Here is a 23,021-nt window from a genome sequence, read left to right as displayed (position 1 = left end):
GAAAGCGGCACGCCCGTGGTCAGCAACCCGCGCACGTTCTGGATCGTCCTGCTCACCGCGGCGGTGGCCCTCGGCACCGCCGCGACCACCGGGCGGGTGCTCGGCCTGTACGCGGTCCTCGCCGTGGTGACCGCCGGCTCCCTCGCGCACGCCGGCGTGCTGATCCGCCTCGCCCTGCGCATCCACCGGGGCCGCCGCAGCTTCGGGCCGTGCCGCGGCGCCGGCTTCCTGGGCGTGGGCGCCCTGGTGACCGGGGCCGGCGCGGCCGCGACCGGGATCGCCGCGCTCACCGGCGGCACGTCCGCGCCGGGCCTGATCGCGGCCGGGGCCACGCTCGCCGCCGCGCCGACGTTCCTGCTCGGGCTGCTCCTGCTGCCCGGTACCGCGCCGACGGCGGGCGCCCGGCTGCGCCGGGTCCTCGACGGGCTGGGCATCGGCATCAGCCTGTTCGCCTGCGCGTGGATGCTCCTGCTGTCCGGCTCCGGGCCGGCGCCGCTCGCGGTGTCGCTGACCTGCTGCGTCACCGTGTCGGTCGCGGTCGTGACCGGCCTGCGTGCGGTCCGGCACCGCCCGGCCGCGCTGGCCTGCAGCGGCGGCGCGGCCGTGAGCGTGCTCGGGCTGACGGGCCTCACGCTGGTACTGCTGGATCACCCGGAGACGCCGTGGCCGACCGGGCCCGCCTTCGTCGTCGCCGGGCTGGCCCTGCTCGCCGGGCCGTTCCTCATCGTGACCGGGGCCCGGCGGGCCGACGACCGGCCGGGGCAGCCGCACGCCGCGGACGAGCAGGGGACGTTCGCCGGCTACCCGCTGCTCGTCGCGCCGGCGGTGCTCGGGGCGGGCGTCGCCGCGTACCACTTCGGCACCGGCGGCTCGTTCGACCGGACCACGGTCGCGCTCGGGCTGTGCGCGTTCGCCGCGATGGCGGGGCGGGAGCTGCTCGCCGCGCGGGACATCCGGCGGTACGCCGAGACCCTCGTGCTGCGGGAGGCCCGCTTCCGCACCCTGGTCTCGGGCTCGACCGACGTCGCCGTGGTGCTCGACGACGACCTGGTGGTGCGCTGGCAGTCACCGGCGGCGGCCCGCCAGTTCGGCCTGTCGGACCAGGACGTGCTGGGCCGCCCCCTGACCGACCTGCTGCACCCGGCGGATGCGACCGCGGCCGCCGCGGCCCTGCAGTCCGCGCTCGCCGGCCGCGCGAACGTGCTGCTGCAGGCCCGGCTGCGGGACGGGTTCGGGCGGTGGCGGGAGACCGAGTCGGCGGTCAGCGACCAGCGCGCGGCGCCCGAGGTCGGCGGGCTCGTGGTGCACGTGCGGGACGTCGGCGACCGGGCCCAGCTCCAGCGCACGCTCGACGAGGTCACCTGGACCGACGACCAGACCGGCCTGGCCAACCGCCGCAAGTTCGTCGCCGCCGTCACCGACGCCCGGTCCGCCGGCGGCTGCGGGTCGGTGCTGGTGCTGGAGCTCGACCGGTTCGAGAGCGTCGCCGACCTGCACGGCCCGACCGTGGCCAACGCGGTGCTCATCGAGGCGGCCCGCCGGCTGCGCAGCGCGACCGGCCGCGACGACCTGCCGGCCCGGCTCACCGCGGCGGCGTTCGCGGTGCTCACCGACGCGCCGCTGGTCCACGCGTTCGCGCTGGCGACCCGGCTGGCGACGGCCCTCGCCGAGCCGTTCCACCTGCCCGGCCACACCGTCCACCTCACCGCCGACGTCGGCGTGGCCGACCTGGCCGCCGCCGCGACGGCCGAGGAGGCGCTCCGCCACGCCGACGTGGCCCGCCGCCGCACCCGGCAGCTGTCCCGCGGCCTGCCCGGCGGCCGGGTCGAGTGCTACGACGAGAGCTTCGAGGCGGCGCTCGTGCGGCGCACCGAGATCGAGCAGCAGCTGCCCGGCGTCGTCCGCCGGGGCGAACTCGACCTGGTGTTCCAGCCGGTGACCGACCTGGCGCTGCGCCAGCCGGTGGGCGCCGAGGCGCTGCTGCGCTGGCGCCACCCGCGCCTCGGGCCGATCCCGCCGGCCGAGTTCCTGCCGATCGCCGAGGACCTCGGCCTGGCCGCCGAGATCGGCGAGTGGACCCTGCACCGGGCCTGCCGCCAGCTCTCCCGCTGGCGGGCCGACGGCCGCGAGCTGTGGATGTCGGTGAACGCCTCGGCCCGCCAGCTCGCCGACCCGGGCTGGCTGTCGCTGGTGGCCACGGCGATCGACACGCACTGCGTGCCGGCCGAGGCGCTCATCGTGGAGATCTCGGAGGCGGCCCTGCCCGACGACGGTGTGGCCGTGGAGCAGCTGGCCGGGCTGCGCGCCCTCGGCGCCCGCACCGCGATCGACCACTTCGGCACCGGCCCGACGGCCCTGGCCCACCTCCGCCGGCTGCCGATCGACGTGCTGAAGATCGACCGGGCCCTCTTCAACGAGCCGGCCGGCCACCGCGGCCTGGCCACCCCGATCGTGGACGTGGTGGTGGGGCTGGCCCAGCGCCTGGGCATCGACGTGATCGCGGCCGGCCTGGAGACCGAGTCGCACGTCGACGTGGTCCGGGCGGCGGGGTGCCGGCTCGGGCAGGGTTTCCTGCTGAGCCGCCCGGACCACGCCGAGCACGTGGAGGCGTTTCTGGAACGGCACCGCACCCGCCTGCTCTAACCGCCATGGCATCGGCGCCGGTGAATCGATGTGCGGAAACGTCAGCTCTGTGCCAGCGAGTCGCCCAGCGCCACCACCGCGGCGTCGAGCTCCGCGTACGCGGCCTGGGTCGTGATGGAGCCCTCCCGCTGGCGGCTGCGGAGGTTGTCGCGGAGCGCGGTGATCTTCTTGGCCGCGTCGACCTGGTTGGCCAGCACGTTGTTGACCTGGTTGCGGATGTCCTCGGCGACGTCCGTGCGGACCTCACCCGCGGCCATGCGGCGGTCGACGGCGTCCAGGACCACGCGGCCGGCCTGTTCGGGCGTCAGGCGCGGCGCGGACGCCGACGGGGACACCGACGGGCGGCTCGACGCGCCCACCGTCGGGGTCGAGGTCGAGGTCGCGCGGCCGCCCACCGGCGGGGACACGGTGGTCGTCGGCTGAATGACGATCGGGGGCGGGACCGACACGACGATGCTGACCGCCGGGGCGACGCTCGGCCGGCCCGGCGGGTCGTCGTCCTGGAGCAGCAGGACGAGCACCAGCAGGACCACCGCCAGGGCCAGCGGCGCGGAGACCACGGCCAGCCAGCGGCGGCGGCGGCGCGCCGACGGCAGCGGCGGGTTGAGGGTCGCGGCCACCTCGGCGGCCGTCGGGCGGTCGCGGGGGTTGGCCGACAGGCAGCGGTGGCAGATCGCCGCCACCCGCGCCGGGAGGCCGGGGACCGCCAGCGGCGGGTAGTGGCCGCCGGCGAGGGCCCGCTCCAGCTCCTCCCAGGTCGCCGCCGGATACGGCGTCGAGCCGGTGAGCATCTCGTACAGCAGGACGCCCAGCGCGTACACATCCGTGGCACCGGTCGCGGGGGCGCCGACCAGGCGCTCGGGGGCGACGTACGGCGGGGTGCCGAACGTGACCTCCTCGCGCTGGCCCTCCTCGGCGGCGATGCCGAAGTCGAGCAGCTTGACGCCGTCCGTGGTCAGCATGACGTTCTCGGGGGTCACGTCGCGGTGCACCACCCCGCGGCGGTGGGCGGCGTTGAGGACCTCGGCGACCGTCGATGCCACCGCGACCGCCTCGGGCCACGGCAGCGGACCCTCCACGAGGCGGCTGGCCAGCGACGCGCCGTCGAGCAGCTGCATGACGACGTACGCCGCGATCCGGCCGCGCGGGGTGACCGTCTCGCCGTAGTCGTAGACGCCGATCGCGTTCGGGTGCTCGATGCGCGCGGCGGCCCGAGCCTCGCGGCGGATCCGGTCGCGCTGGCCGCCGTCGGTCCCGATCGGGCCGTCGAGGACCTTCACCGCGACGGTGCGCTCGAGCGTGGAGTCCCACGCGCGCCACACCACCGACATGCCGCCCGCGCCGACGGGCTCTTTGAGGATGTACCGGCGGGCGAGCACGTCGCCATCCCGGAGTTGTCCGCCGCGCATCCTACGTGGAGGCTCGCACGACGAGCTCGGTCGGCAGGACCGGGTTGTCCAGCGACGAGTCGAGCAGCAGCGCCGCGATGAGCGCGCCGAGCTCCTCGACCGGCTGGCGGACGGTGGTGAGGGCCGGCGTGGTGAACCCGGCCAGCGGCGCGTCGTCGAAGCCGACGACGGCCACGTCGGCCGGGACCCGGCGGCCGGCCTTGCGCAGCGCCTGGAGGGCGCCGGCGGCCATCGCGTCGGAGGCGACGAAGAGGCCGTCGAGGCGGGGCACCCGGTCGAGCAGCCAGGCCGCGGCATGGCCACCGGACGGCGTGGTGAAGTCACCGTAGGCCACGATGGGCTGGCGGCCGGCGGCCTCCATCGCCCGCCGGTACCCGTCGAGGCGGTCGGCGGCCGCCGGCGAGTCGGGCGGGCCGGCGATCGTGGCGATCGTGCGCCGGCCGCGCAGGAGCAGGTGCTCGACGGCCTGGCGGGCGCCGTCGCGGTTGTCGACGTCGGCGAACGGCATCTCGACCGGCGGGCGGCCGGCGGCCCGCAGGGGCACCAGCGACGCGGTAAGCGAGACGACGAGGGGGTGCCTGGCCTCGGCCCCGAGCACCAGCACGCCCGACACGCCGCCGGAGGTCAGGAACTGGGTGGTGGTCGCGACGGTACCCCGGGTCGCCGTCAGGGTCACCAGGGGTACACCTTCGCGGGAAAGGGCTTCCTCGGCGCCCGCAAGCAGCCGGGCGCAGAAGTTGTCGTGGAACATCCGGGCCGTCGACTCGAACACCAGCGCCGCGACCGGGCCGGTGACGGCCCGGCCGGCCTGCCGGGGGGCGCGGTGGCGGACGTATCCGAGCCGGTTGATGGCGTCGTGGACCTGCACGCGGGCGGAGGTGCTCACGCGGACCCGCCCGGTGAGGACGCGCGACACGGTGGCGGCGGAGACCCCCGCGGCGGCGGCGACCTCGGTGACGGTTGGCGGCGAGGGCTCGTCAGGCATCCCGTCTCCTGTGGGAGCGAAACATTTCGTTACCGGGCAACGCCGCGGGCGGTCGGCGTCGACCCTGCGGTCAGCGTCAGCCACGGTTACCGAGATGTCAACTATGGGTTTCGATCGGCAGGAGGGTCATTGCATTTCCGACCAAATTGCACTGTGTCAAGCATCGCGGGGACTATCGCAACGGCGACCGAATAGGGAATAGTCGACGATTGTGTCCGGGATCGACGTTGGCCGCAGGGTGCTCGAACGATACCTGCTGGTCCGCCCGATCGCCCGCGGCGGCATGTCACTCGTCTATGAGGCTGTCGACCTGGACCGGTTACGCCCGGCCGCGGTGAAGGTGCTGGCACCGGCGTTCGCCCACAACACGCGGGCCACCCACGCCGCCCGCCGCGAGCCGCACCTCATGCAGCGGATGCGGCACCCGACGGTGCCGAAGATCTTCGGGTACGGCGAGATCGAGGCCGGCCGCGTGAGCGTCCCCGCGATGGCGATGGAGCTGCTCAACGGCATCCCGCTCGCCGAGCGCCTGGCCGCCGGCCCGCTGCCCTGGCAGGAGGCGGTGGAGATCGCCGCCTCGATCGCCGAGCTGCTGGCCGTCGCGCACCGCCGGGGCATCGCGCACCGCGACCTGACCGCCCACAACGTCATGCTCACCACGGCCGGAGTCAAGATCATCGACTTCGGGCTCGCGGTGCCGTTCGCCCACCCGGCGGCGGTGAAGGCCGAGCACGCGCCGGCCTGGGACGTGTACGCGCTCGGCGTCCTGCTGTACCAGATGCTCACCGGCCGCTCGCCGCACGCGCCCGGCGCCCGGTTGCTGCACGCCGCCCCGACGCCGGTGGTCCTCGCACCGGGCCTGCCACGCTCCGTGGCCGAGCTGTGCCGCCAGTGCATGGCGAAGCGGCCCGCCGACCGCCCGGAGAGCGCGGCGGTGGCACTGTCACTGTGGGCCGAGTTCGCACCCGGCTGGCAACGGTCGGACACCCTCACCGAGAGCTACAGCACGCCGAGCAACCACGCCGTGTAACAGCTGATCCGGTACAGCCGGATCCGCCCCTCGATCATGAACAGGTTGTCCACAGGCGCCGGGATCGCCTTGCCGCAGCCCCCGGCGCCGGGGAATGCTGACCCGTGCATGAGGAATCACGGATCCGGCCGGGAATCGCCACAGCCGACCAGCTCGTGAAGGCGGGGATCACGCGCGGGCGGCTGCGGTGGGAGCTCGCGGCGGGCCGGTGGCAGACGGTGCTGCCGCTGGTCTACGCGACGTTCAGCGGCCCGTTGCAGCACCGGCAGCGGCTGCTCGCGGCGCAGCTGTACGGCGGCCCGGAGGCGCTGCTCACCGGGGCGGCGGCGCTCGGCGTGCACGGATTCCGCACGGCGCCGGTCGACCGGTTCGTGCGGGTGCTCATCCCGCACGACCGCCGGGTCCGCTCGACCGGCTTCGTCCGCGTGCACCGCACGGTGACGCCGGATCCGTTCGCCCGCCGGGACGGCGCCCTCAGGCTGACGTCCCCAGAACGCTCGGTGGTGGAGGCGGGGAGGCGGTGTGAGGACCAACGCCGCATCCGCGCGATGGTGGCCGAGGCGGTGCAGGGCGGCTTCTGCACGCCCGCCGACCTCGTGCGGGAGATCCGCCACGCCCCGCGGGCGGGCTCGGCCGCGCTGCGCCGCGCCGTCCAGGAGGTCGTCGCCGGCGTCCGCTCCGTGGCCGAGGGTGAGGCCCGGACGCTGCTACGCCGCTCGCGGGTCCTCCCCGAGCTGCTGTGGAACCCGGCGCTGTCGACGCCCGCCGGGGCTGCGCTGCCGACGCCCGACGGCTGGGTCGTGGACGCGGACCTGGCGGTGGAGGTCGACTCCCGCAGCTACCACCTGTCGCCCGAGGACTGGGAGCGCACGATGCGCCACCACGCCCGGCTGGCCGAGGCCGGCGCCGTGGTGCTGCACTTCTCGCCGCGGCAGATCCGCGACGATCCGCGCGGGTTCGTGCGGACGGTCGAGCGCGCCTACCTGGCCCGCCTGAGCGGCGGCTACCGGAGCCGGATCCACGCGGCGCGCCCATGATCGTGGGAAACATCTGGCTGCCATAGCGACCAGATGTTTCCCACGATCATGACGTGCCTAGGAGCAGGTCGGGGAGTAGGCGCTCCACCGCGTTCAGGTCGTAGACCCGACGCACCTCGGTGATCAGGCCGGACGGGTCCACCACCAGGAACTCGGCCAGGCGGAACGTCTCCGGGCCCAGGGTGCAGTTGTAGACGAGGGCCACGCGGCTGTCGATCACCGTGCGGGAGAAGACCGTGACGGCGTCCAGCGATGCGGCGTAGTCGGTCAGGATCTCGATGAAGTCGCCGTCCGGGTCGAGGTTGGACTCGATCAGCGGGGCGGCGGCCAGCAGGCGGAACAGGTCGCTGGTCCGGCCGTGGGTCCAGGCCGCGACCCAGCGTTCGGCGATGTCCTCAACCGCGGTCTCCATTGCCCCATATCCTCGCATGCCCGCCGATCCGCCGGGCAACGCAAGGGGGACTCCCAGGAAAGGGCTTTCCTCGGTACCATCCCTGCATGTTGCGCATCGATGACACCCTCGCGGCCGGTGATCTGCGGCCGGCCACGCAGAAGATGTGGGAGCTGTCCGCGGTCAAGATCGACGCCTTGGGCGCGGCGGAGGCGGGGGCCTCGTCGCCCGTGTTCACCGTCGACGGGCGGTACACCGCGCGCGGGTGGACCGAGTGGACGCAAGGCTTCCAGGTCGGCTCGGCGCTGCTGCAGTTCGACGCCACCGACGACAAGCAGTTCCTGGAGCTCGGCCAGCGGCAGACCCGGGCGCTCATGCCGCCGCACGTGAGCCACATCGGCGTGCACGACCACGGGTTCAACAACGTCAGCACGTACGGTGCCCTGCTTCGGCTCATGCGCGAGGGGCGCATCGACGACGCCGGACGGGGCGAGGCCGAGCTGGCGCTCAGGGTGAGCGGGGCCGTGCAGGCCGCCCGCTGGCAGCGGACCGCGGACGGGACCGGCTACATCTACTCGTTCAACGGGCCGCAGTCGCTGTTCGTCGACACGATCCGCTCCTGCCGGGCGCTCGCCCTCGCGCACCGGCTCGGGCACGTCCTCATGGGCGAGCACGACGAACGGATCGACCTGCGTGAGCGTCTGCTGCAGCACGGCCGCAACACCGCGCGGTACAACGTCTACTACGGCACCGGCCGGGACATCTACGACGTGCGGGGGCGCACCGCGCACGAGTCGCTGTTCAACGTCAACGACGGGCGGTTCCGGGCGCCGAGCACGCAGCAGGGGTACTCCGCCTTCTCCACCTGGACGCGCGGGCTGGCCTGGGCGATGCTCGGGTTCGCCGAGCTGGTCGAGCTGGAGGACGAGCCGGTGTTCGCCGAGGCCGCGAGGGCGACCTGCGACTTCTACATCGAGTACTCCCCCGCCGACGGCATCCCCTACTGGGACACCGGCGCGCCGAACCTCGCGAAGATCGACAACCACCTCGACCGACCCGCCGACCCCTACAACGACCACGAGCCGGTCGACTCCAGCGCCGCCGCGATCGCCGCGCAGGGCCTGCTGCGGCTGGGTCGCCACCTCGGCGAGGCCCGCTACACGCAGGCCGGCCTCACGGTGGCGCGGACGCTGCTCGCCGAGCCGTACCTGTCCACCGACCCGGCGCACCAGGGCCTGCTGCTGCACTCGGTGTACCACCGGCCCAACGGCTGGGACCAGGTCCACGACGGCCAGCGCGTGCCGAACGGCGAGTCGAGCATGTGGGGCGACTACCACCTGCGGGAGCTGGCGCTGTACCTCGACCGCCTGGAGCACGGCCCGTATTACACGTTCTTCGGAGGCGTCGAATGAGCGCCGCCATCGTCACCGGTGGATCTCGGGGCATCGGCCGCGGCATCGTCCTCGCGCTGGCGAACGCGGGCCACGACGTCGTGATCAACTACGCGGCCAACCAGACGGCGGCCGAGGAGGTCGCGGCGGAGGTGGAGAAGACCGGAGCAAAGGCGGCAATGGTACGGGCGGACATCGCGAACGCCGCCGACCGTGAGCGGCTGGTGGCCGAGGCCTACGACGCGCTCGGCCCGATCGACCTGCTCGTCAACAACGCCGGGGTGGCCCCGTCGGTGCGCGCCGACCTCCTGGAGGCCGGCGAGGAGTCGTTCGACCGCCTGATCGGCATCAACCTCAAGGGCCCGTACTTCCTGACCCAGCTCGTCGCGCGGCGGATGATCGAGCACGGGACGGCCGGCCGGATCGTGACGATCTCGTCGATGTCGGCGTACACGGCGAGCGTCAACCGCGGCGACTACTGCGTGACGAAGGCCGGGCTGTCGATGATGACGAAGCTGTTCGCGGCGCGGCTGGCCGAGCACGGCATCACCGTGTTCGAGATCCGGCCCGGCATCGTCGCCACCGACATGACGGGCGCGGTGCGGGAGAAGTACGACCGGCTGATCCTCGAGCAGGGCATCACGCCGATCCGCCGGTGGGGGCAGCCGGACGACGTCGGCCGGGCCGTCGTCGCGGTCGCGCAGGGCCTGTTCCCGTTCTCCACGGGGCAGGTCATCGACGTGGACGGTGGCTTTCACCTGCGGACTCTGTAGCCGCCCGCTGCCGCAGCAGCGCGTGGACGGCCTCGATGTCGCCCGGGGCCGTCCGCGACGCCCGCCAGTACATGATCCCCGTCGGCACGAAGAACAGCTGGAACGCCGCCAGGCCGATGGCCAGGTTCGCCGGCGGGGGGAAGCTGCGGGCCAGCGCCGCGAACACGGCCCCCACGAGCCCGTTGCCGGCCGCGCGGCCGACGCCGTTGACCAGGTTGCCCAGCGAGTACACCGTGCCGCGGTGCTCGGGCGGGTTGACGTCGGCGATGAGGGCGAACCAGTTCGGCGAGTTCGCCGAGGTCAGCGCCAGCGCCACGACCGCGCAGAGGAACGCGCCGAGCAGGCTCGGCTCGGTGAACAGCGCGTCGGTGACGGTGGCGAGGCCGCCGCGGCCCTCCGGCTCGGGCAGGCGCACCGGGACGAAGAAGAGGATGATGTACAGCGGGATCCCGGCGAGGATCCCGATCGACGCCACCTTCGCCCGGCCACCGGGGTCGCGCCGCTGCCACCGGTCCCCGATCAGCCCGCCGACGATCGACAGGACCCCGCCGAGCTGGAACAGGGTCGCCAGCAGCCCGCCGATCTGGATCGCGGTCTGCTCGTCGTAGCCCTGGGCCTCGGCCCTGGCCTGGAAGAGCCGCGGCAGCCAGACCAGCGAGCCGAACGCGGCCTGGGCGGTGAGGCCCTGGAGCACCAGCCAGACGTTGGTGCGGCGGGCGGCGATGCGGGGCAGGTCCTCCTTCGAGATCCGGTGCTCGTACTCCTCGCCGGCGGCGAACACGGCCGCCAGGTCCGGCTCGCTCTGCCCGCGGTGGATGTCGGCCGTGGTGAAGTACAGCGCGGAGGCGACGACGCCGAGCACGGCGAGCACGTAGAACGGCGTCTTCCAGTCGGTGCCGCCGAGCTGGCTGGCGACGAGCACCCCGGCGAGCGTGCCGACGCCCTGCGACAGCCCCCAGAGGCTCATGACGAGCCCGCGCCGGCGCGGCGAGATGAGGTCGCTGACGACCGAGAACCCGACGGAGCCGACGGCGCCGAGCCCGACGGCGGCGAAGAGCTGGGCGGCGAGGAACGTCCAGTAGCCGCCCGCGAACACGGTGCCGAGGGTGCCGAGCGACCAGATCAGGGTGCCGGCCATGAGGATGGGCTTGCGGTTCGTCCGGTCGCCGACGTAGGCCCAGGCGACGGCGGCGACGGCCGTGACGAGGTAGCTGACGGCGGTGACGACGCCGAGCGCGCCTTCGGGGACCCCGAGGGCGCGGCTGATCGGCGAGTACAGCGGCGGGACGAGGCTGATCGCCACGTTGTCCAGCGACGCGAGGACGATGAACACGACGACGCTGTAGACCCGGTGCGCTGTCACGGCTCTGATGGGATCACGCCCCCGCCGTTACCGCCACGCCACACCCCTCCGCACCGTTGTTCCCCGCGATCTTGGAGTCGCGGTCCCGGATTTGTCGCCTTTATCCGTCATTTCGGGAACCACACCTCCAAGATCGCGGCCGCGGGAACACGGGCGGCGCGGGAACACGGGCGGCGCGGGAACACGGGCGGCGCGGGGTGCCCGCGCGGCGGGTGGTGCCCCGCGCGGGCGCCCCGGGCGCGGAGCGGGTCAGCCTGTCTCGCCGGCCACTGAGAACGTGCGCAGGCGCTGGACGGCGTAGGCCGAGGCGGCGACCGTGAAGACCCCCGCCATCACGAAGCTCACCGGCACCGACACCTTGCCGTGCAGGATGTCGGTCGGGGCGAGCCAGTCGACGATCGACAGGACGTACTGCTGGATGCTCAGCTTCTGCGTGCCCGACAGGATGTTGCCGAGCAGGCCCTCCCACAGCACGACGTAGACGAGGCCGAGCAGGACCGGGCGGCGGGTCAGGACGCTCACCATTACGAACAGCGCGGAATAGGCGAGCGAGCCGACCACGGAGCCGACGACCAGGGCGAAGGCCAGCGACAGCGAGTTGGCGATCACACCGGCGACGAAGAGCGGGACGCCGGCGAAGGCCGCCGTCACGCCCACCGCCACGGCGAGCTTCGTGAACAGGATCTCGGACCGGGGCAGCGGCTTGGCCAGGATGTGGGTGATCGTGCCGTCGTCGATCTCGGAACCGACGACGCCCGTGCCGACGATGAGCGCGATGACCGGCAGGACGGCGGCGAAGCCCAGGCCCACGATGACCGGCTCACCCCACTCCTCCGGAGTGGCGCCGAACGCGCGGCCCAGCAGGGCCAGGCCGACGAGGATCAGGGGCAGCGGCACGAGCAGCCAGATCCGGCGCCGGCCGAGCAGGCCGCGGGTGGTGATCCGGGCGATCGTCGGGTTCATCAGGCACCCACCAGGTAGGAGAAGACGCTTTCCAGGGACTCGTCGGCGGGCAGCAGCTGGCGCACGCGCACGCCCTCGTTGAGCGCGATCCGGGGCAGGGCCCGCGTGAACGTGCCGTAGTCGGAGGCGCGCACCTGCAGGCCGGCGGCGTCGACCTCGACGCCCTTGACCGACGGCTGACCGATGAGCGCGACCGCGAGCCGGCGGTCGTCGCTGGAGCGGATCGTGAACACGTGCGGGCGGTTGGTCATGAGCCGCCGGATGGTGCGGAAGTCGCCGGAGGCGGCCAGCCGCCCGGCGACCATCACCTGGACGGTGCCGGAGACCTGCTCGACCTCCTCCAGGATGTGCGAGGAGAACAGCACGGTGCGGCCGTCGTCGCCCATCTTGTGCAGCAGGTCCATCATGTGGAACCGCTGGCGTGGGTCCATGCCGTTGAAGGGCTCGTCGAGCAGCAGGACGCCGGGGTCGTGCACCAGGGCGGCCGCGACGCGGACCCGCTGGCGCATGCCCTTGCTGTACGTGTCGATGCGCCGGTCCTGCGCGGGCTCCATCTCGACCAGGGCCAGGGCCCGGCGGGCCGCCTCCTCCGGCTGCGGCAGCCGGTGCAGGCGGGCGCTCGCCACGACGAACTCCTTGCCGGTGAGGAACCCGTGCACGGACTCGCGCTCGCTGACCAGGCCGAGGATCTTGTACACGTCGGGGTTGCGCCAGGCCGGCGCCCCGTCGACGGTCAGCTCGCCCTTCGACGGGGCGAGGAAGCCGGACATCATGTGCAACAGGGTGGTCTTGCCGGCGCCGTTCGGGCCGAGGAGGCCGGTGACGCCCGGCCCGAGCGTCATGGTGACGTCGTTGACGGCCACCACGTTGCCGTACCAGCGCGAGACGTGCTGGAGGTCGACAGTACTCATGTCAGGCGGCCACCTTCCGGTAACGGGCGAGCAGCAGGGCGATCGTCCCGGCGAGCAGCGCGACCGAGACGGCGCCGTAGACGGGGCCCATGTCGCCGATCGGCATGCCCTCGCCGCCCTGCGCGCCGAAGATCCACTGCTCGAAGCCCTGGAGCAGCGTCATCGGGTTGACCAGGAAGGCGAGGCTGAACAGCGTCTCGTTGCCGAGCGCGCCGAGGATGCCGACGATGGGTGCGGTGATGACGAAGACGCCGACGATGAACGCGGCGGCGAACGCCCGGCGGCCCGTCGTGGAGGCGACCAGGATCGCGATCGCGGCGAGCACGAGCGCCCGGATCAGGGCGCCGGCCAGGCCGGGTCCCATGTCGCCGAGCTCCTTCAGGGCGCCGGAGAACCCGTCGGTACGGGTGAAGATCGCCCCGATGTAGATCAGCAGCTGCGGCACGCCCAGGAGGAGCAGCACGGCCGTCGCCAGGGCGGAGTACTTCGCCAGCGCGTAGTCGGACCGGCTGAGCGGCCGCGAGAAGTACAGCGGCAGGGTGCGGTCGCGCAGGTCGCGCGAGACCAGCTCGGGCGCGACGATGGCCAGGAACAGCATGACCGGGAACGACAGGCCGGTGGCGAAGCCGCGGTACGTGATCAGGGGTTCGCCGGTGATGGACCGGATGGCGATCTCGATCACCGCCACGCCGAGCACGATGATGATCACCAGCCACGGGAAGATCTTCGCCTTGGCGCCGCGGCCGATGCCGAACGCCGTGCGCAGGCTGTGCTCGTAGAGCGAGCGGTTCGCATACCACCGACCGAGGCGGGCACCCTTGTACCGCTGGTAGCCGATGTCGTGGATGACACTAGTTTGCGGCGCCACGGCCGACCTCCTGGGGTGCTGGGCTGGTGACGGCGGGGCTCTGGAAGAGCTCGGCGACCCGGTGCCGGCGCTGGTCGAGCCGGTGCAGCGGCAGGTCGAGGTCGGCGACCGCGGCGAGAATGCGGTCGTAGACGTCGTCCGTCTCCAGCGGCACGGTGAGCGACAGGCCGTCGCGGGTGGCCGGGATGCCCAGCTCCGCGAGCCGCCGGGCGAGCAGGTCGACGCCCTCGCTGACCTCGACGGTGAGCACGTCGCGGCTCGTCGTCATGTCCGACACGGTGGCCGAGCGCAGCAGGCGGCCGCCGTCGATCGCGACCAGCGAGTCGCAGATCCGCTCGACCTCGCCGAGCAGGTGCGAGCAGACCACGATCGAGATGCCGAACTCGTTGCCGATGCGGTGCACCAGCTCGAGCATGGCGTCGCGGCCGGCCGGGTCGAGGCCGTTGGTCGGCTCGTCCAGCAGCAGCAGGTCGGGGTCGTGCGCGAGCGCCTGGGCCAGCTTGACCCGCTGCTTCATGCCGGTCGAGTAGCCGCCGATCTGCCGATACCGCTCCTCGTAGAGCCCGACGTGGCGCAGCGCCTCCGACGCGCGCTCGCGGGCCGCGTTGGCGGGCAGCCCGCTCATCCGCGCGAGGTGCGTGACGAACTCGGCCGCCGACACCTCGCCGGGCAGGCAGTCGTGCTCCGGCATGTAGCCGACGCGGGCCCGCACCTCCTCCGAGTGGGTCGTCGGGTCGAGTCCCAGCACGCGCAGCTCACCGCCGGTCGGTTGGAGCAGACCCAGCATGATCTTGATAAAGGTCGACTTGCCGGCGCCGTTGGCCCCGACCAGCCCGATGATCCCCGGCTCCACGGCCAGGGTGAGTTCCGACAGGGCGGTGACGCCACCCCCGTAGCGCTTCGTCAGCGCACGCGTCTCGATGAGTGCCACGTCGCCGACACTACGGACCGTGTGCGGGTTCGGGCCATCCGGATCGCACCTGAATGCCGTCACCTAGGGGTTCAACCTGTGAATTCCCTCAGGTTTCCCTGATCAGCACAGATCCGCCGCGCCCGCGCCTAAGATGCGACCTGGCCGTCGACATCGACGGTGCGTTGCGGTGCCCGCGCCGCGGCGCCGGGTGGACCGGGTTGATCCCCGCCTCAGGGTTGTGCGGCGGCGGTATGGTTGACGGCATGTCGTGGTCGATGACCACCCTGTTCGCCGCGTGGTCGAGTGTCACCACGCCGGGCGACGTGCTCGCCGTGGCCACCGCGGTGCTGGCCGCGCTGGCCGTCGTGCTGGCCGTGCGGCTCATGCGGAACCTGCCCGCCGGGAACGAGCGGGCGCGGGTCGTGCCGGTCCGGGTCCGGGCCGGGCGGAGCTCGCGGATCCGGTCCGCCGATCCCGACGCGGCCGGTCGGCCGCGCCCCCGCGCACCTGGACGTTGATCCTCCCCTGAGCGGCTCCCCTGACGGGTTGAGCCGACCCTTCTGACGACACCGTCGCCCTTCCCCGTGTCTGTTTCCGTCGTGCCCTGGTGCGCCCGCCGGCCCCGTCGGCGTGAGCGCCGCACCCTGCGCGGCGGCGGCTCCGAGAGGAAACGTCCAGTGGTTCATGCCGTGCTGTCCTGGTTCGCCGGCGGCCTCGGGTCGATGCCCGCCGCCATCGTCGTCGCCACCGTCCTGCTCCGGGTGGCGATGCTGCCGCTCAGTCTCCGCGCCTACCGGGCGGAGAACGTCCGGTCCCGGCTCACACCCCAGCTGCAGGCCCTGCGGGAGCGGCACGGGTCCGAGCCCGTCGTGCTCGCCGAGAAGTCCGCCGAGCTCATGCGCAAGGAGGGGACCTCGCCGTTCGCCGGGCTGGTGCCGATGCTGCTCCAGGCGCCGTTCGTCTGGCTGCTGTACCGGGAGTTCACCGGCGGGCGGCTGCAGGGGTACGACTTCCTCGGCAGCGACCTCAGCCACCGGCTGCTCACCGAGCCCGGCATGCTCGCCGGCTGGCTGGTGATCGCGGCGCTCGTCGCCGTCGCGGTCTGGAACGGGCGGCAGCTGCCCGCGCAGACGCCGTCGTTCGTCAAGGCGCTGCAGTTCGGGACGGTGGCGTTCGCGCCGTTCGTGCCGCTCGCCGCGGGGATCTACCTGGTCACCACGTCGGCCTGGACCGCCGCCGAGCGGTGGGTGGTTCGGGCGCACTTTCGCTCTTCAGAGCAAAAGTAGAGCTAATCGAGATAAAAGTTTGATGGGCACTGGCGGAAGCGGGTGAACGAGTCTTAGGCTCATGCATGCAGCGACAGTCGGCGATGTCGCCCATGGATCATGCCCTGAGGAGACCGCTGAGGAGGCCCGTGTGCATACGGGTGTGTGGCTGGTCGGTGCCCGTGGTTCGGTTGCCGTCACCAGCATTGTCGGCGCAGCGGCGCTGCGCGCGGGGCTCACCGAGCCCATCGGATGCGTCACCGAACACCCCGCGCTGCGGTCGGCCCGCCTGCCGGCCTACGGCGACCTGGTGTTCGGTGGCCACGACATCGCCACGACCGGGCTGGTGAAGAAGGCCGAGGCGCTCGCGGCGGCCGGGGTCGTCCCCGCCCGCCTGGTCGACACGCTCCATAGTGAGCTGTCGGCGGTGGACGACGACATCAGGCCGCTCCCGCACGGGGCGACCCAGGCCGAGACCGCGGCCGCGATGGCGTCCGACATCGCGGACTTCCGGCAGCGGCACGGCCTGGAGCGCGTCGTCGTGGTGAACGTCGCCTCCACCGAGGCGGCCCCGGCGCCGCACCCGGCGCACGAGCGCCTCGACGCCCTCCGGGAGGCGCTCGCCGAGCCCGGCGCCGTGCTCCCGCCGAGCGCGCTCGCCGCCTACGCGGCGTTCACCGCCGGGTGCGCGTTCGTCGACTTCACGCCGTCGACGGGCGCGCGGCTGCCGGCACTGCACGAGCTTGCCGAAGCTCAAGCAGTGCCGTACGCGGGCCACGACGGCAAGACCGGCGAGACGCTGCTCAAGGCGGTGCTCGCGCCGATGTTCGCGATGCGGCACCTCCAGGTGCGCTCCTGGTCGGGCATCAACCTGCTGGGCGGCGGCGACGGGGCGACGCTCGCCGAGCCGGCGGCCAACGCGGCCAAGTCGGCGAGCAAGCAGCGGGTGCTCAAGGAGACGCTCGGCTACGAGCCGGACGGGCACACCCGCATCGAGTACGTGCCGGACATCGGCGACTTCAAGACCGCGTGGGACCTCATCACGTTCGCCGGCTTCCTGGGCACGCCGATGCGCATGGAGTTCACCTGGCACGGCTGCGACTCCGCGCTCGCCGCGCCGCTGGTCCTCGACCTCGCCCGGCTGGCCTCGGCCGCGCACCGGGCCGGGCGGTCCGGGCCGCTCACCGAGCTGGCGTTCTTCTTCAAGGACCCGCTCGGCGACGTCGACCACTCGCTCGCCGCGCAGTTCGTGGCGCTGGCCGAGTTCACCGGGACGCTCGGATGAGGCCCGGGAGGCCTGGGGGGTCCGGGAGGCCCGGGAGGCCCGGCTGGCGGGAGCTGGCCGAGCTGGTCCGGGCCCCGGCCGCGCTGTCGGTGCCGGGCGACGTCGTCGCCGGCGCCGCGGCGGCGGGGCGGCTCGGCCCGCGCACGGCCGGGCTCGCGGGCTCGTCGGTGCTGCTGTACTGGGCCGGCATGGCCGCCAACGACTGGGCCGACCGGCACCTCGACGCCGTCGAGCGGCCGGAGCGGCCGATCCCGTCGGGCCGGATCACGCCGGAGACGGCCCTCGGGATCGCCGCCGGCCTCACCGCGGCCGGGGTCGCCGTGGCCGGCCTCGCCGGGGGCCGGCGCGCGCTCGCCGTCGCGGTACCGCTCGCGGGCACCGTCTGGGCCTATGACCTCCGGCTGAAGAACACCCCGGCGGGACCGGCCGCGATGGCCGCCTGCCGGGCCCTGGACGTGCTGCTGGGGGCCTCCGGCGGGCGGCTGCGCAAGGCCTGGCTGCCGGCGGCGACGGTGTTCGCCCACACGTACACGGTCACCGCGCTCTCCCGGGCCGAGGTCCACGGCGGCACCCCGGAACTGCCGGCGGCGACGCTCGCGGGGACGGCCGTGGTCGCCGTGAGCGCCGCGGTCGGACGCCGGAAACACTGGTACATTCCGGCCGGGCTCGCCGCCTGGTACGCCCACCGGTACGGGAAGCCACAGGTCACCGCGCTGGACAAGCCGACCGCGGAGAACATCCGGGCCTCGGTCGGAGCCGGCATCCTCAACCTGCCGACCCTCCAGGGCGCGCTCACCGCCCGGGCCGGCGCGCCGCTCACCGGCATCGCCGTCGCCGCCGCGGCCCCGCTCGCGCGGCAGCTCTCGAAGCGGCTGTCACCGACATGACCGGGTTGAGGTTCGGGTACGGGACCAACGGGTTCAGCAACCATCGGCTCGACGACGCGCTCACCGTGATCGCCGGGCTGGGGTACGAGGGGGTCGCGCTCACCCTCGACCACCAGCACCTGGACCCGTTCGACGCGCAGGTGTACCGCCACGTGCGCAGCCTCGGCCGCCGGCTCGCGGAGCTCGGGCTGGGCGTGGTCATCGAGACCGGCGCGCGGTACCTGCTCGACCCGTGGCGCAAGCACGCACCGACGCTGCTCGACGACGAGCCCACCCTGCGGCTCGACTTCCTGCGCCGCGCGGTGCGCATCGGCGCCGACCTGGGTGCGGAGGCGGTCAGCTTCTGGGCCGGGGTGCGCCCGCCGGAGCTGCCGGTCGAGGTCGCCTGGCGGCGGCTCGTGGCCGGCTGCGCCGAGGTGCTCGCCGCGGCCGAGGGCGCCGAGATGATGCTCGGCTTCGAGCCGGAGCCGGGCATGCTGGTCGAGTCCATCACCGACTGGGAGCGGCTGCGGGCCGACCTCGGCGCGCCCGTCCACTTCGGGCTGACCCTCGACATCGGCCACTGCCGCTGCCTGGAGCCGTGGCCGGTCGACGAGTGCGTCCGCCGGGTCGCCGGCCAACTGGTCAACGTCCAGATCGACGACATGGTCCGCGGCGTCCACGAGCACCTGGAGTTCGGCACCGGCGAGATCGACTTCCCGCCGGTGCTGCGCGCCCTCAACGAGACCGACTACGGCGGCCTCGTCGCCGTTGAGCTGCCCCGCCACAGCCACGCCGCGCCGAGCGTGGCCCGCGACTCGCTGGCGTTCCTGCGCGCCGCCGAGCAGCGGTCCCTGGACCGATTTCAGGAGGTCCTGTGAACCCGCCACCCTTCTACGAGATCCTCGCCGCGGAGCTGCCCGACACCGTCTGGCTCGACACCGCCCTGGAGACCGTCTCCCGCCAGCCGGCGTCGATCGCCCGCCTGTTCCCCGCCGCCGGGCGCCAGTGCGGCCGCTGGGCGCTGGACCGGCTGCCGAACTGGACCGTCGACGACGCCGCCCGCGCGCTGCTGCTGACCCGCCTGCCCGCCGCGGCGGTCGTCGCCGAGCTCGAGTCGCTGTACCGCTACGGTGACGGCGCCGAGAAGCGCGCCGTGCTGCGCGCCCTGCCCTGGCTGGACGCCCCGGCGGACGCGGTGCGCGCGCTGCTGCTCGACGCGCTGCGCACCAACGACACCCGCCTCGTCGCCGCCGCGCTCGGCCCGGCGGCCCGGCACCTGCCGGTGGCCGCCTGGCGCCAGGGCGTGCTCAAGGCGGTCTTCATGGGCCTCCCCCTCGACGGGGTCGCCGACCTCGACGAACGGGCCGACGGGGAGCTGGCGACGATGCTCGCCGGGCTCGCCGAGGAGCGTCACGCCGCCGGGCGCACCATGGCCGGCGACGCCACCGAACTGCTGCACCGGCTCTCCGCGAGCAAGACCGAAAGGGTCTCGTGATGCGCATCTTCGACCCGCACATCCACATGACGTCACGGACCACCGACGACTACGAGCGGATGGCCGCCGCCGGGGTGCGGGCCCTGGTCGAGCCGGCGTTCTGGCTGGGCCAGCCGAGGACGAGCGTGGGGTCGTTCACCGACTACTTCGACGCGCTGGTCGGCTGGGAGCCGTTCCGCGCGAGCCAGTTCGGCATCCGCCACCATTGCACGATCGCGCTCAACCCGAAGGAGGCCAACGACCCCCGCTGCCGCGAGGTCCTCGCCGTCCTGCCCCGCTACCTGGAGAAGGACGGGGTCGTCGCGGTCGGCGAGATCGGCTACGACTCCATGACGCCGGAGGAGGACGAGGTCTTCGCGGCCCAGCTGGCCCTCGCGATCGACCACGACCTGCCCGCCCTGGTCCACACCCCGCACCGGGACAAGGCCCGCGGCACTGACCGGACCCTCGACGTGGTCCGCGAGTCGGGCATCGACCCGGGCCGGGTCGCGGTCGACCACCTCAACGAGGTGACGGTCGCGCGGGTCGCCGACAGCGGCTGCTGGATGGGCTTCTCGATCTACCCCGACACGAAGATGACGGCCGAGCGCATGGTCGTCATCCTCCAGGAGCACGGCCTGGAGCGGATGCTGGTGAACTCGGCGGCGGACTGGGGGCGCTCGGATCCGCTGCTGACGCTGCGGACCGGCGAGGCGATGCTCGCGGCCGGCTTCAGCGCGGACGACGTCGACCGGGTGCTGTGGCGCAACCCGGTCGAGTTCTACGGGCAGTCCAAGCGGCTCGACCTCTCCGACATCGAGGGCACGGCGGCGACGTTCGAGGGCAACTCGATCCTGCGCGGCGGGTCCTGATGCGGCTGCGGCACCCGGACGGCCAGGTGGTGCACCTGGCCTACGGGACCAACGTCCACCCGGCCGAGGACGTCGCCGGGATCATCGCGCAGCTCGACACGTACGCGGCGCGGATGCGCGACCGGCTCGGCACCGACGTGCTGGGGCTGGGGCTGTGGCTCGGCATCGACGCCGCGACGGAGCTGGCCGGCGACGCGGCGCTGCGCAAGCGGCTGCGGCGCGAGCTCGACGCCCGGGGGCTGGAGGTGGTGACGCTCAACGGGTTCCCGTTCCGGGCGTTCCACGCGCCGGTCGTGAAGCGCAAGGTCTACCGGCCCGACTGGACCGAGCCGGCGCGGCTGCGGTACACGCTGGATCTGGCGAGGATCCTCGTGGACCTGCTGCCCGACGACGCCGCGCGGGGCTCGATCTCGACGCTGCCGCTGGGCTGGCGCGAGCCGTGGGACAGCGCCCACGTCGGCAAGGTGTGCCGGGCCCTCGACGCGCTGGCCTCCGGCCTGGCCGGGCTGGAGGTGCTCACCGGTCGCGAGGTGCGGGTCGCCTTCGAGCCCGAGCCCGGCTGCGTCATCGAGAACACGCTGCAGGCCACCGTGCACCTGTCCACCGTGGACCCGCGGTGGATCGGCGTCTGCGTCGACCTGGCCCACCTCGCGTGCGCGTGGGAGGACCCGGTCGCGGCGGTGCAGCGGCTGGCCCGGGCCGGGCTGCCGATCGTGAAGATCCAGGTGTCGGCGGCGCTGGAGGTCGCCGACCCGGTGGCCGGCGCCGCGACGCTCGCGCAGTACGTCGAGCCGAAGTTCATGCACCAGACCCGCTCGGCCGGCTGCCGGCACTCGTTCGACGACCTCGACGAGGCCCTGGAGAGCGGCGCCGACGGGCCGTGGCGGGTGCACTACCACGTGCCGCTGCACGCGGAGCCGGAGCCGCCGCTGGCCGCGACGACCGGGGTGCTGCGCGCGGGGCTCGGCGCGCTCGTCGGCGGGCCGGTCGCCGCCTGCGACCACCTGGAGGTCGAGACGTACACCTGGGGCGTGCTCCCGCCGGCCCAGCGCCCCACCGGCCCGGAGGCCCTCGCGGCCGGGATGGCCGCCGAACTCGCCTACGCCCGGGACGTCCTGCAGGATCTCGGGCTCAAGACGCTGGAGTCGCGATGAGCAAGCCCCTGCTGGTCCTCGACGTCGTCGGGCTCACCCCACGCCTGCTGGCCTACATGCCCCGCCTGGCCGCGCTGGGCTCAGCGGTACCGCTGGAGCCCGTGCTGCCGGCCGTGACCTGCTCGGTGCAGTCGACGTTCCTGACCGGCGAGCCGCCGTCGGGGCACGGGATCGTCGGCAACGGCTGGTACTTCCGCGACCTCGGCGAGATCTTCCTGTGGCGGCAGCACAACGCGCTCGTCGGCGGCGAGAAGCTGTGGCACGCCGCCCGCCGCCTGTCGCCCGGCTACACGGTCGCCAACGTGTGCTGGTGGTACGCCATGGGCGCCGACGTCGACTGGACCGTCACGCCCCGGCCGATCTACTACTCGGACGGCCGCAAGGAGCCCGACTGCTACACCCATCCCCCGGCGCTGCACGACGAGCTGACGTCCAAGCTCGGCGAGTTCCCGCTGTTCACGTACTGGGGCCCGGGCGCCGGCCTGCCGTCGTCGGCCTGGATCGCCCGCGCCGCCGAGCAGATCATGACCGAAAAGAACCCCGACCTGACCCTGGTGTACCTCCCCCACCTCGACTACGACCTGCAGCGCTTCGGCCCGTCGTCCCGCGCGGCCGCCGACGCCGCCGCCGCGCTCGACGAGGTCATCGCGCCGCTGCTGGACGCCGCCCGGGCCCGGGGCGCGACGACCGTGGCCCTGTCCGAGTACGGGATCACCGACGCCCGCCGCCCGGTCGACGTCAACCGGCTGCTGCGCTCGGAGGGCCTGCTCAACGTCTACACGCAGGACGGGATGGAGTACCTCGACCCGTGGACGTCCCGGGCGTTCGCGGTCGCCGACCACCAGATCGCCCACGTCTACGTCCGCGACCCGGCCGACGTCCCGGCCGTCCAGAAGCTGTGCGCGGGCCTGGCCGGCGTCGGCGAGGTCCTCGACGAAGCCGGGAAGGCGCGGTACGGCCTGGACCACGAGCGCTCGGGCGAACTGGTCCTGCTGGCCGAGCCGGACGCCTGGTTCACGTACTACTACTGGCTCGACGACGCCCGCCGCCCCGACTTCGCCCAGCTGGTCGAGATCCACCGCAAGCCCGGCTACGACCCGGCCGAGCTGCTCTTCGACCCGGCCAACCCGGGTGCCGCGAAGGCCCGGGCCGGAGTGGCGCTGGCCCGCAAGAAGCTGGGGATGCGGTACCTGATGAGCGTGGTGGGCCTGGACGCGGGCGCCAGGGCGGTCCGCGGCTCGCACGGCCTGCTGCCGTCCACGGTGGACGACGGCCCGGTCTGGCTCTGCGACGACCCGGCTCTCTCGCTGGACTCGGCTTCGGTGAAGGCCACCGAGGTCAAGGCCCTCCTGCTCCGCCTGGCCGGCCTGGCGGACTGAGACCGCGCCCACGGGACGGCGTCGACCACGACGCCGTCCACCGCGG

General features: G+C 73.5%; 22 protein-coding genes. 14 read left to right on the top strand and 8 right to left on the bottom strand.

Annotated features, from left to right (window positions below; genetic code table 11):
* Nucleotides 1–15: 15 nt before the first annotated feature.
* Nucleotides 16–2,643, top strand: coding sequence for an EAL domain-containing protein (locus tag ABZS66_RS01890; RefSeq protein ID WP_354754184.1), 2,628 nt, complete (start codon nucleotides 16–18; stop codon nucleotides 2,641–2,643).
* 41 nt (nucleotides 2,644–2,684) lie between these two features.
* Here the strand turns inward: ABZS66_RS01890 and ABZS66_RS01885 are convergent, their stop codons facing one another.
* Both ABZS66_RS01885 and ABZS66_RS01880 read right to left on the bottom strand, forming a co-directional pair.
* On the bottom strand, nucleotides 2,685–4,022 hold the full coding sequence (locus ABZS66_RS01885) for a serine/threonine-protein kinase (protein WP_354754183.1): 1,338 nt from the start codon (nucleotides 4,020–4,022) through the stop codon (nucleotides 2,685–2,687).
* Nucleotides 4,023–4,053: 31 nt separating this feature from the next.
* Nucleotides 4,054–5,037 (bottom strand): LacI family DNA-binding transcriptional regulator, encoded by a 984-nt coding sequence (locus ABZS66_RS01880; protein WP_354754181.1) that lies wholly within the window; start codon nucleotides 5,035–5,037, stop codon nucleotides 4,054–4,056.
* A 238-nt stretch (nucleotides 5,038–5,275) separates the two neighbouring features.
* On the opposite strand from ABZS66_RS01880, the gene ABZS66_RS01875 reads away from it, so the two are divergent.
* Nucleotides 5,276–6,067: a serine/threonine-protein kinase gene (locus ABZS66_RS01875; RefSeq protein ID WP_354754179.1), complete on the top strand. Its 792-nt coding sequence runs from the start codon at nucleotides 5,276–5,278 to the stop codon at nucleotides 6,065–6,067.
* Nucleotides 6,068–6,171: 104 nt separating this feature from the next.
* Complete coding sequence (locus tag ABZS66_RS01870; protein WP_354754177.1) at nucleotides 6,172–7,104, top strand: hypothetical protein; 933 nt, start codon at nucleotides 6,172–6,174, stop codon at nucleotides 7,102–7,104.
* A 46-nt stretch (nucleotides 7,105–7,150) separates the two neighbouring features.
* On the opposite strand, the gene ABZS66_RS01865 is transcribed toward ABZS66_RS01870, so the two are convergent.
* A complete protein-coding gene (locus ABZS66_RS01865; RefSeq protein ID WP_354754175.1) occupies nucleotides 7,151–7,516 on the bottom strand; it encodes a hypothetical protein in 366 nt (121 codons plus the stop codon).
* 86 nt (nucleotides 7,517–7,602) lie between these two features.
* On the opposite strand from ABZS66_RS01865, the gene ABZS66_RS01860 reads away from it, so the two are divergent.
* Both ABZS66_RS01860 and ABZS66_RS01855 read left to right on the top strand, forming a co-directional pair.
* Nucleotides 7,603–8,907 carry a hypothetical protein gene (locus ABZS66_RS01860; RefSeq protein ID WP_354754174.1) on the top strand — a complete coding sequence of 435 codons (1,305 nt, stop codon included), beginning with the start codon at nucleotides 7,603–7,605 and terminating at the stop codon, nucleotides 8,905–8,907.
* Complete coding sequence (locus ABZS66_RS01855; RefSeq protein WP_354754172.1) at nucleotides 8,904–9,659, top strand: 3-ketoacyl-ACP reductase; 756 nt, start codon at nucleotides 8,904–8,906, stop codon at nucleotides 9,657–9,659. The genes ABZS66_RS01860 and ABZS66_RS01855 overlap by 4 nt, the downstream gene beginning before the upstream one ends.
* On the opposite strand, the gene ABZS66_RS01850 is transcribed toward ABZS66_RS01855, so the two are convergent.
* The 5 genes from ABZS66_RS01850 to ABZS66_RS01830 all read right to left on the bottom strand — a co-directional run bounded on the left by ABZS66_RS01850 (nucleotide 9,619) and on the right by ABZS66_RS01830 (nucleotide 14,695).
* Nucleotides 9,619–11,022 (bottom strand): MFS transporter, encoded by a 1,404-nt coding sequence (locus ABZS66_RS01850; RefSeq protein WP_354754170.1) that lies wholly within the window; start codon nucleotides 11,020–11,022, stop codon nucleotides 9,619–9,621. The genes ABZS66_RS01855 and ABZS66_RS01850 overlap by 41 nt on opposite strands.
* A gap of 249 nt (nucleotides 11,023–11,271) precedes the next feature.
* Nucleotides 11,272–11,985, bottom strand: coding sequence for an ABC transporter permease subunit (locus ABZS66_RS01845; protein WP_354754169.1), 714 nt, complete (start codon nucleotides 11,983–11,985; stop codon nucleotides 11,272–11,274).
* A complete protein-coding gene (locus ABZS66_RS01840) occupies nucleotides 11,985–12,896 on the bottom strand; it encodes an ABC transporter ATP-binding protein (RefSeq protein WP_354754167.1) in 912 nt (303 codons plus the stop codon). The genes ABZS66_RS01845 and ABZS66_RS01840 overlap by 1 nt, the downstream gene beginning before the upstream one ends.
* Nucleotide 12,897: 1 nt before the next feature.
* Nucleotides 12,898–13,764, bottom strand: coding sequence for an ABC transporter permease subunit (locus tag ABZS66_RS01835; RefSeq protein WP_354754165.1), 867 nt, complete (start codon nucleotides 13,762–13,764; stop codon nucleotides 12,898–12,900).
* On the bottom strand, nucleotides 13,748–14,695 hold the full coding sequence (locus ABZS66_RS01830) for an ABC transporter ATP-binding protein (protein ID WP_354754163.1): 948 nt from the start codon (nucleotides 14,693–14,695) through the stop codon (nucleotides 13,748–13,750). The genes ABZS66_RS01835 and ABZS66_RS01830 overlap by 17 nt, the downstream gene beginning before the upstream one ends.
* A gap of 245 nt (nucleotides 14,696–14,940) precedes the next feature.
* Between ABZS66_RS01830 and ABZS66_RS01825 the strand changes: the two genes are divergently transcribed.
* The 9 genes from ABZS66_RS01825 to ABZS66_RS01785 all read left to right on the top strand — a co-directional run bounded on the left by ABZS66_RS01825 (nucleotide 14,941) and on the right by ABZS66_RS01785 (nucleotide 22,975).
* A complete protein-coding gene (locus tag ABZS66_RS01825) occupies nucleotides 14,941–15,195 on the top strand; it encodes a DUF6412 domain-containing protein (protein ID WP_354754161.1) in 255 nt (84 codons plus the stop codon).
* Nucleotides 15,196–15,366: 171 nt separating this feature from the next.
* Complete coding sequence (yidC, locus tag ABZS66_RS01820; protein ID WP_354754160.1) at nucleotides 15,367–15,963, top strand: membrane protein insertase YidC; 597 nt, start codon at nucleotides 15,367–15,369, stop codon at nucleotides 15,961–15,963.
* Between the two features lie 130 nt (nucleotides 15,964–16,093).
* Entirely contained in the window at nucleotides 16,094–17,227 is a 1,134-nt protein-coding gene (locus ABZS66_RS01815) for an inositol-3-phosphate synthase (RefSeq protein ID WP_354754158.1), read from the top strand.
* Entirely contained in the window at nucleotides 17,224–18,114 is an 891-nt protein-coding gene (locus ABZS66_RS01810; RefSeq protein WP_354754157.1) for an SCO3242 family prenyltransferase, read from the top strand. The genes ABZS66_RS01815 and ABZS66_RS01810 overlap by 4 nt, the downstream gene beginning before the upstream one ends.
* On the top strand, nucleotides 18,111–18,974 hold the full coding sequence (locus ABZS66_RS01805) for a sugar phosphate isomerase/epimerase family protein (protein ID WP_354754155.1): 864 nt from the start codon (nucleotides 18,111–18,113) through the stop codon (nucleotides 18,972–18,974). The genes ABZS66_RS01810 and ABZS66_RS01805 overlap by 4 nt, the downstream gene beginning before the upstream one ends.
* Nucleotides 18,971–19,591, top strand: a complete 621-nt coding sequence (locus ABZS66_RS01800; RefSeq protein ID WP_354754153.1) for an EboA domain-containing protein — start codon at nucleotides 18,971–18,973, stop codon at nucleotides 19,589–19,591. Before ABZS66_RS01805 ends, ABZS66_RS01800 begins: the two co-directional genes overlap by 4 nt.
* Entirely contained in the window at nucleotides 19,591–20,442 is an 852-nt protein-coding gene (locus ABZS66_RS01795; RefSeq protein ID WP_354754151.1) for a TatD family hydrolase, read from the top strand. The genes ABZS66_RS01800 and ABZS66_RS01795 overlap by 1 nt, the downstream gene beginning before the upstream one ends.
* Nucleotides 20,442–21,596 carry a metabolite traffic protein EboE gene (eboE, locus tag ABZS66_RS01790; protein ID WP_354754150.1) on the top strand — a complete coding sequence of 385 codons (1,155 nt, stop codon included), beginning with the start codon at nucleotides 20,442–20,444 and terminating at the stop codon, nucleotides 21,594–21,596. Before ABZS66_RS01795 ends, eboE begins: the two co-directional genes overlap by 1 nt.
* Nucleotides 21,593–22,975: a nucleotide pyrophosphatase/phosphodiesterase family protein gene (locus ABZS66_RS01785; protein WP_354754148.1), complete on the top strand. Its 1,383-nt coding sequence runs from the start codon at nucleotides 21,593–21,595 to the stop codon at nucleotides 22,973–22,975. The genes eboE and ABZS66_RS01785 overlap by 4 nt, the downstream gene beginning before the upstream one ends.
* Nucleotides 22,976–23,021: the final 46 nt, after the last annotated feature.

The organism is Dactylosporangium sp. NPDC005572 (assembly GCF_040605515.1).
Taxonomy (GTDB): Bacteria; Actinomycetota; Actinomycetes; order Mycobacteriales; family Micromonosporaceae; genus Dactylosporangium.
This window is presented reverse-complemented; position numbering and strand designations above follow the sequence as displayed.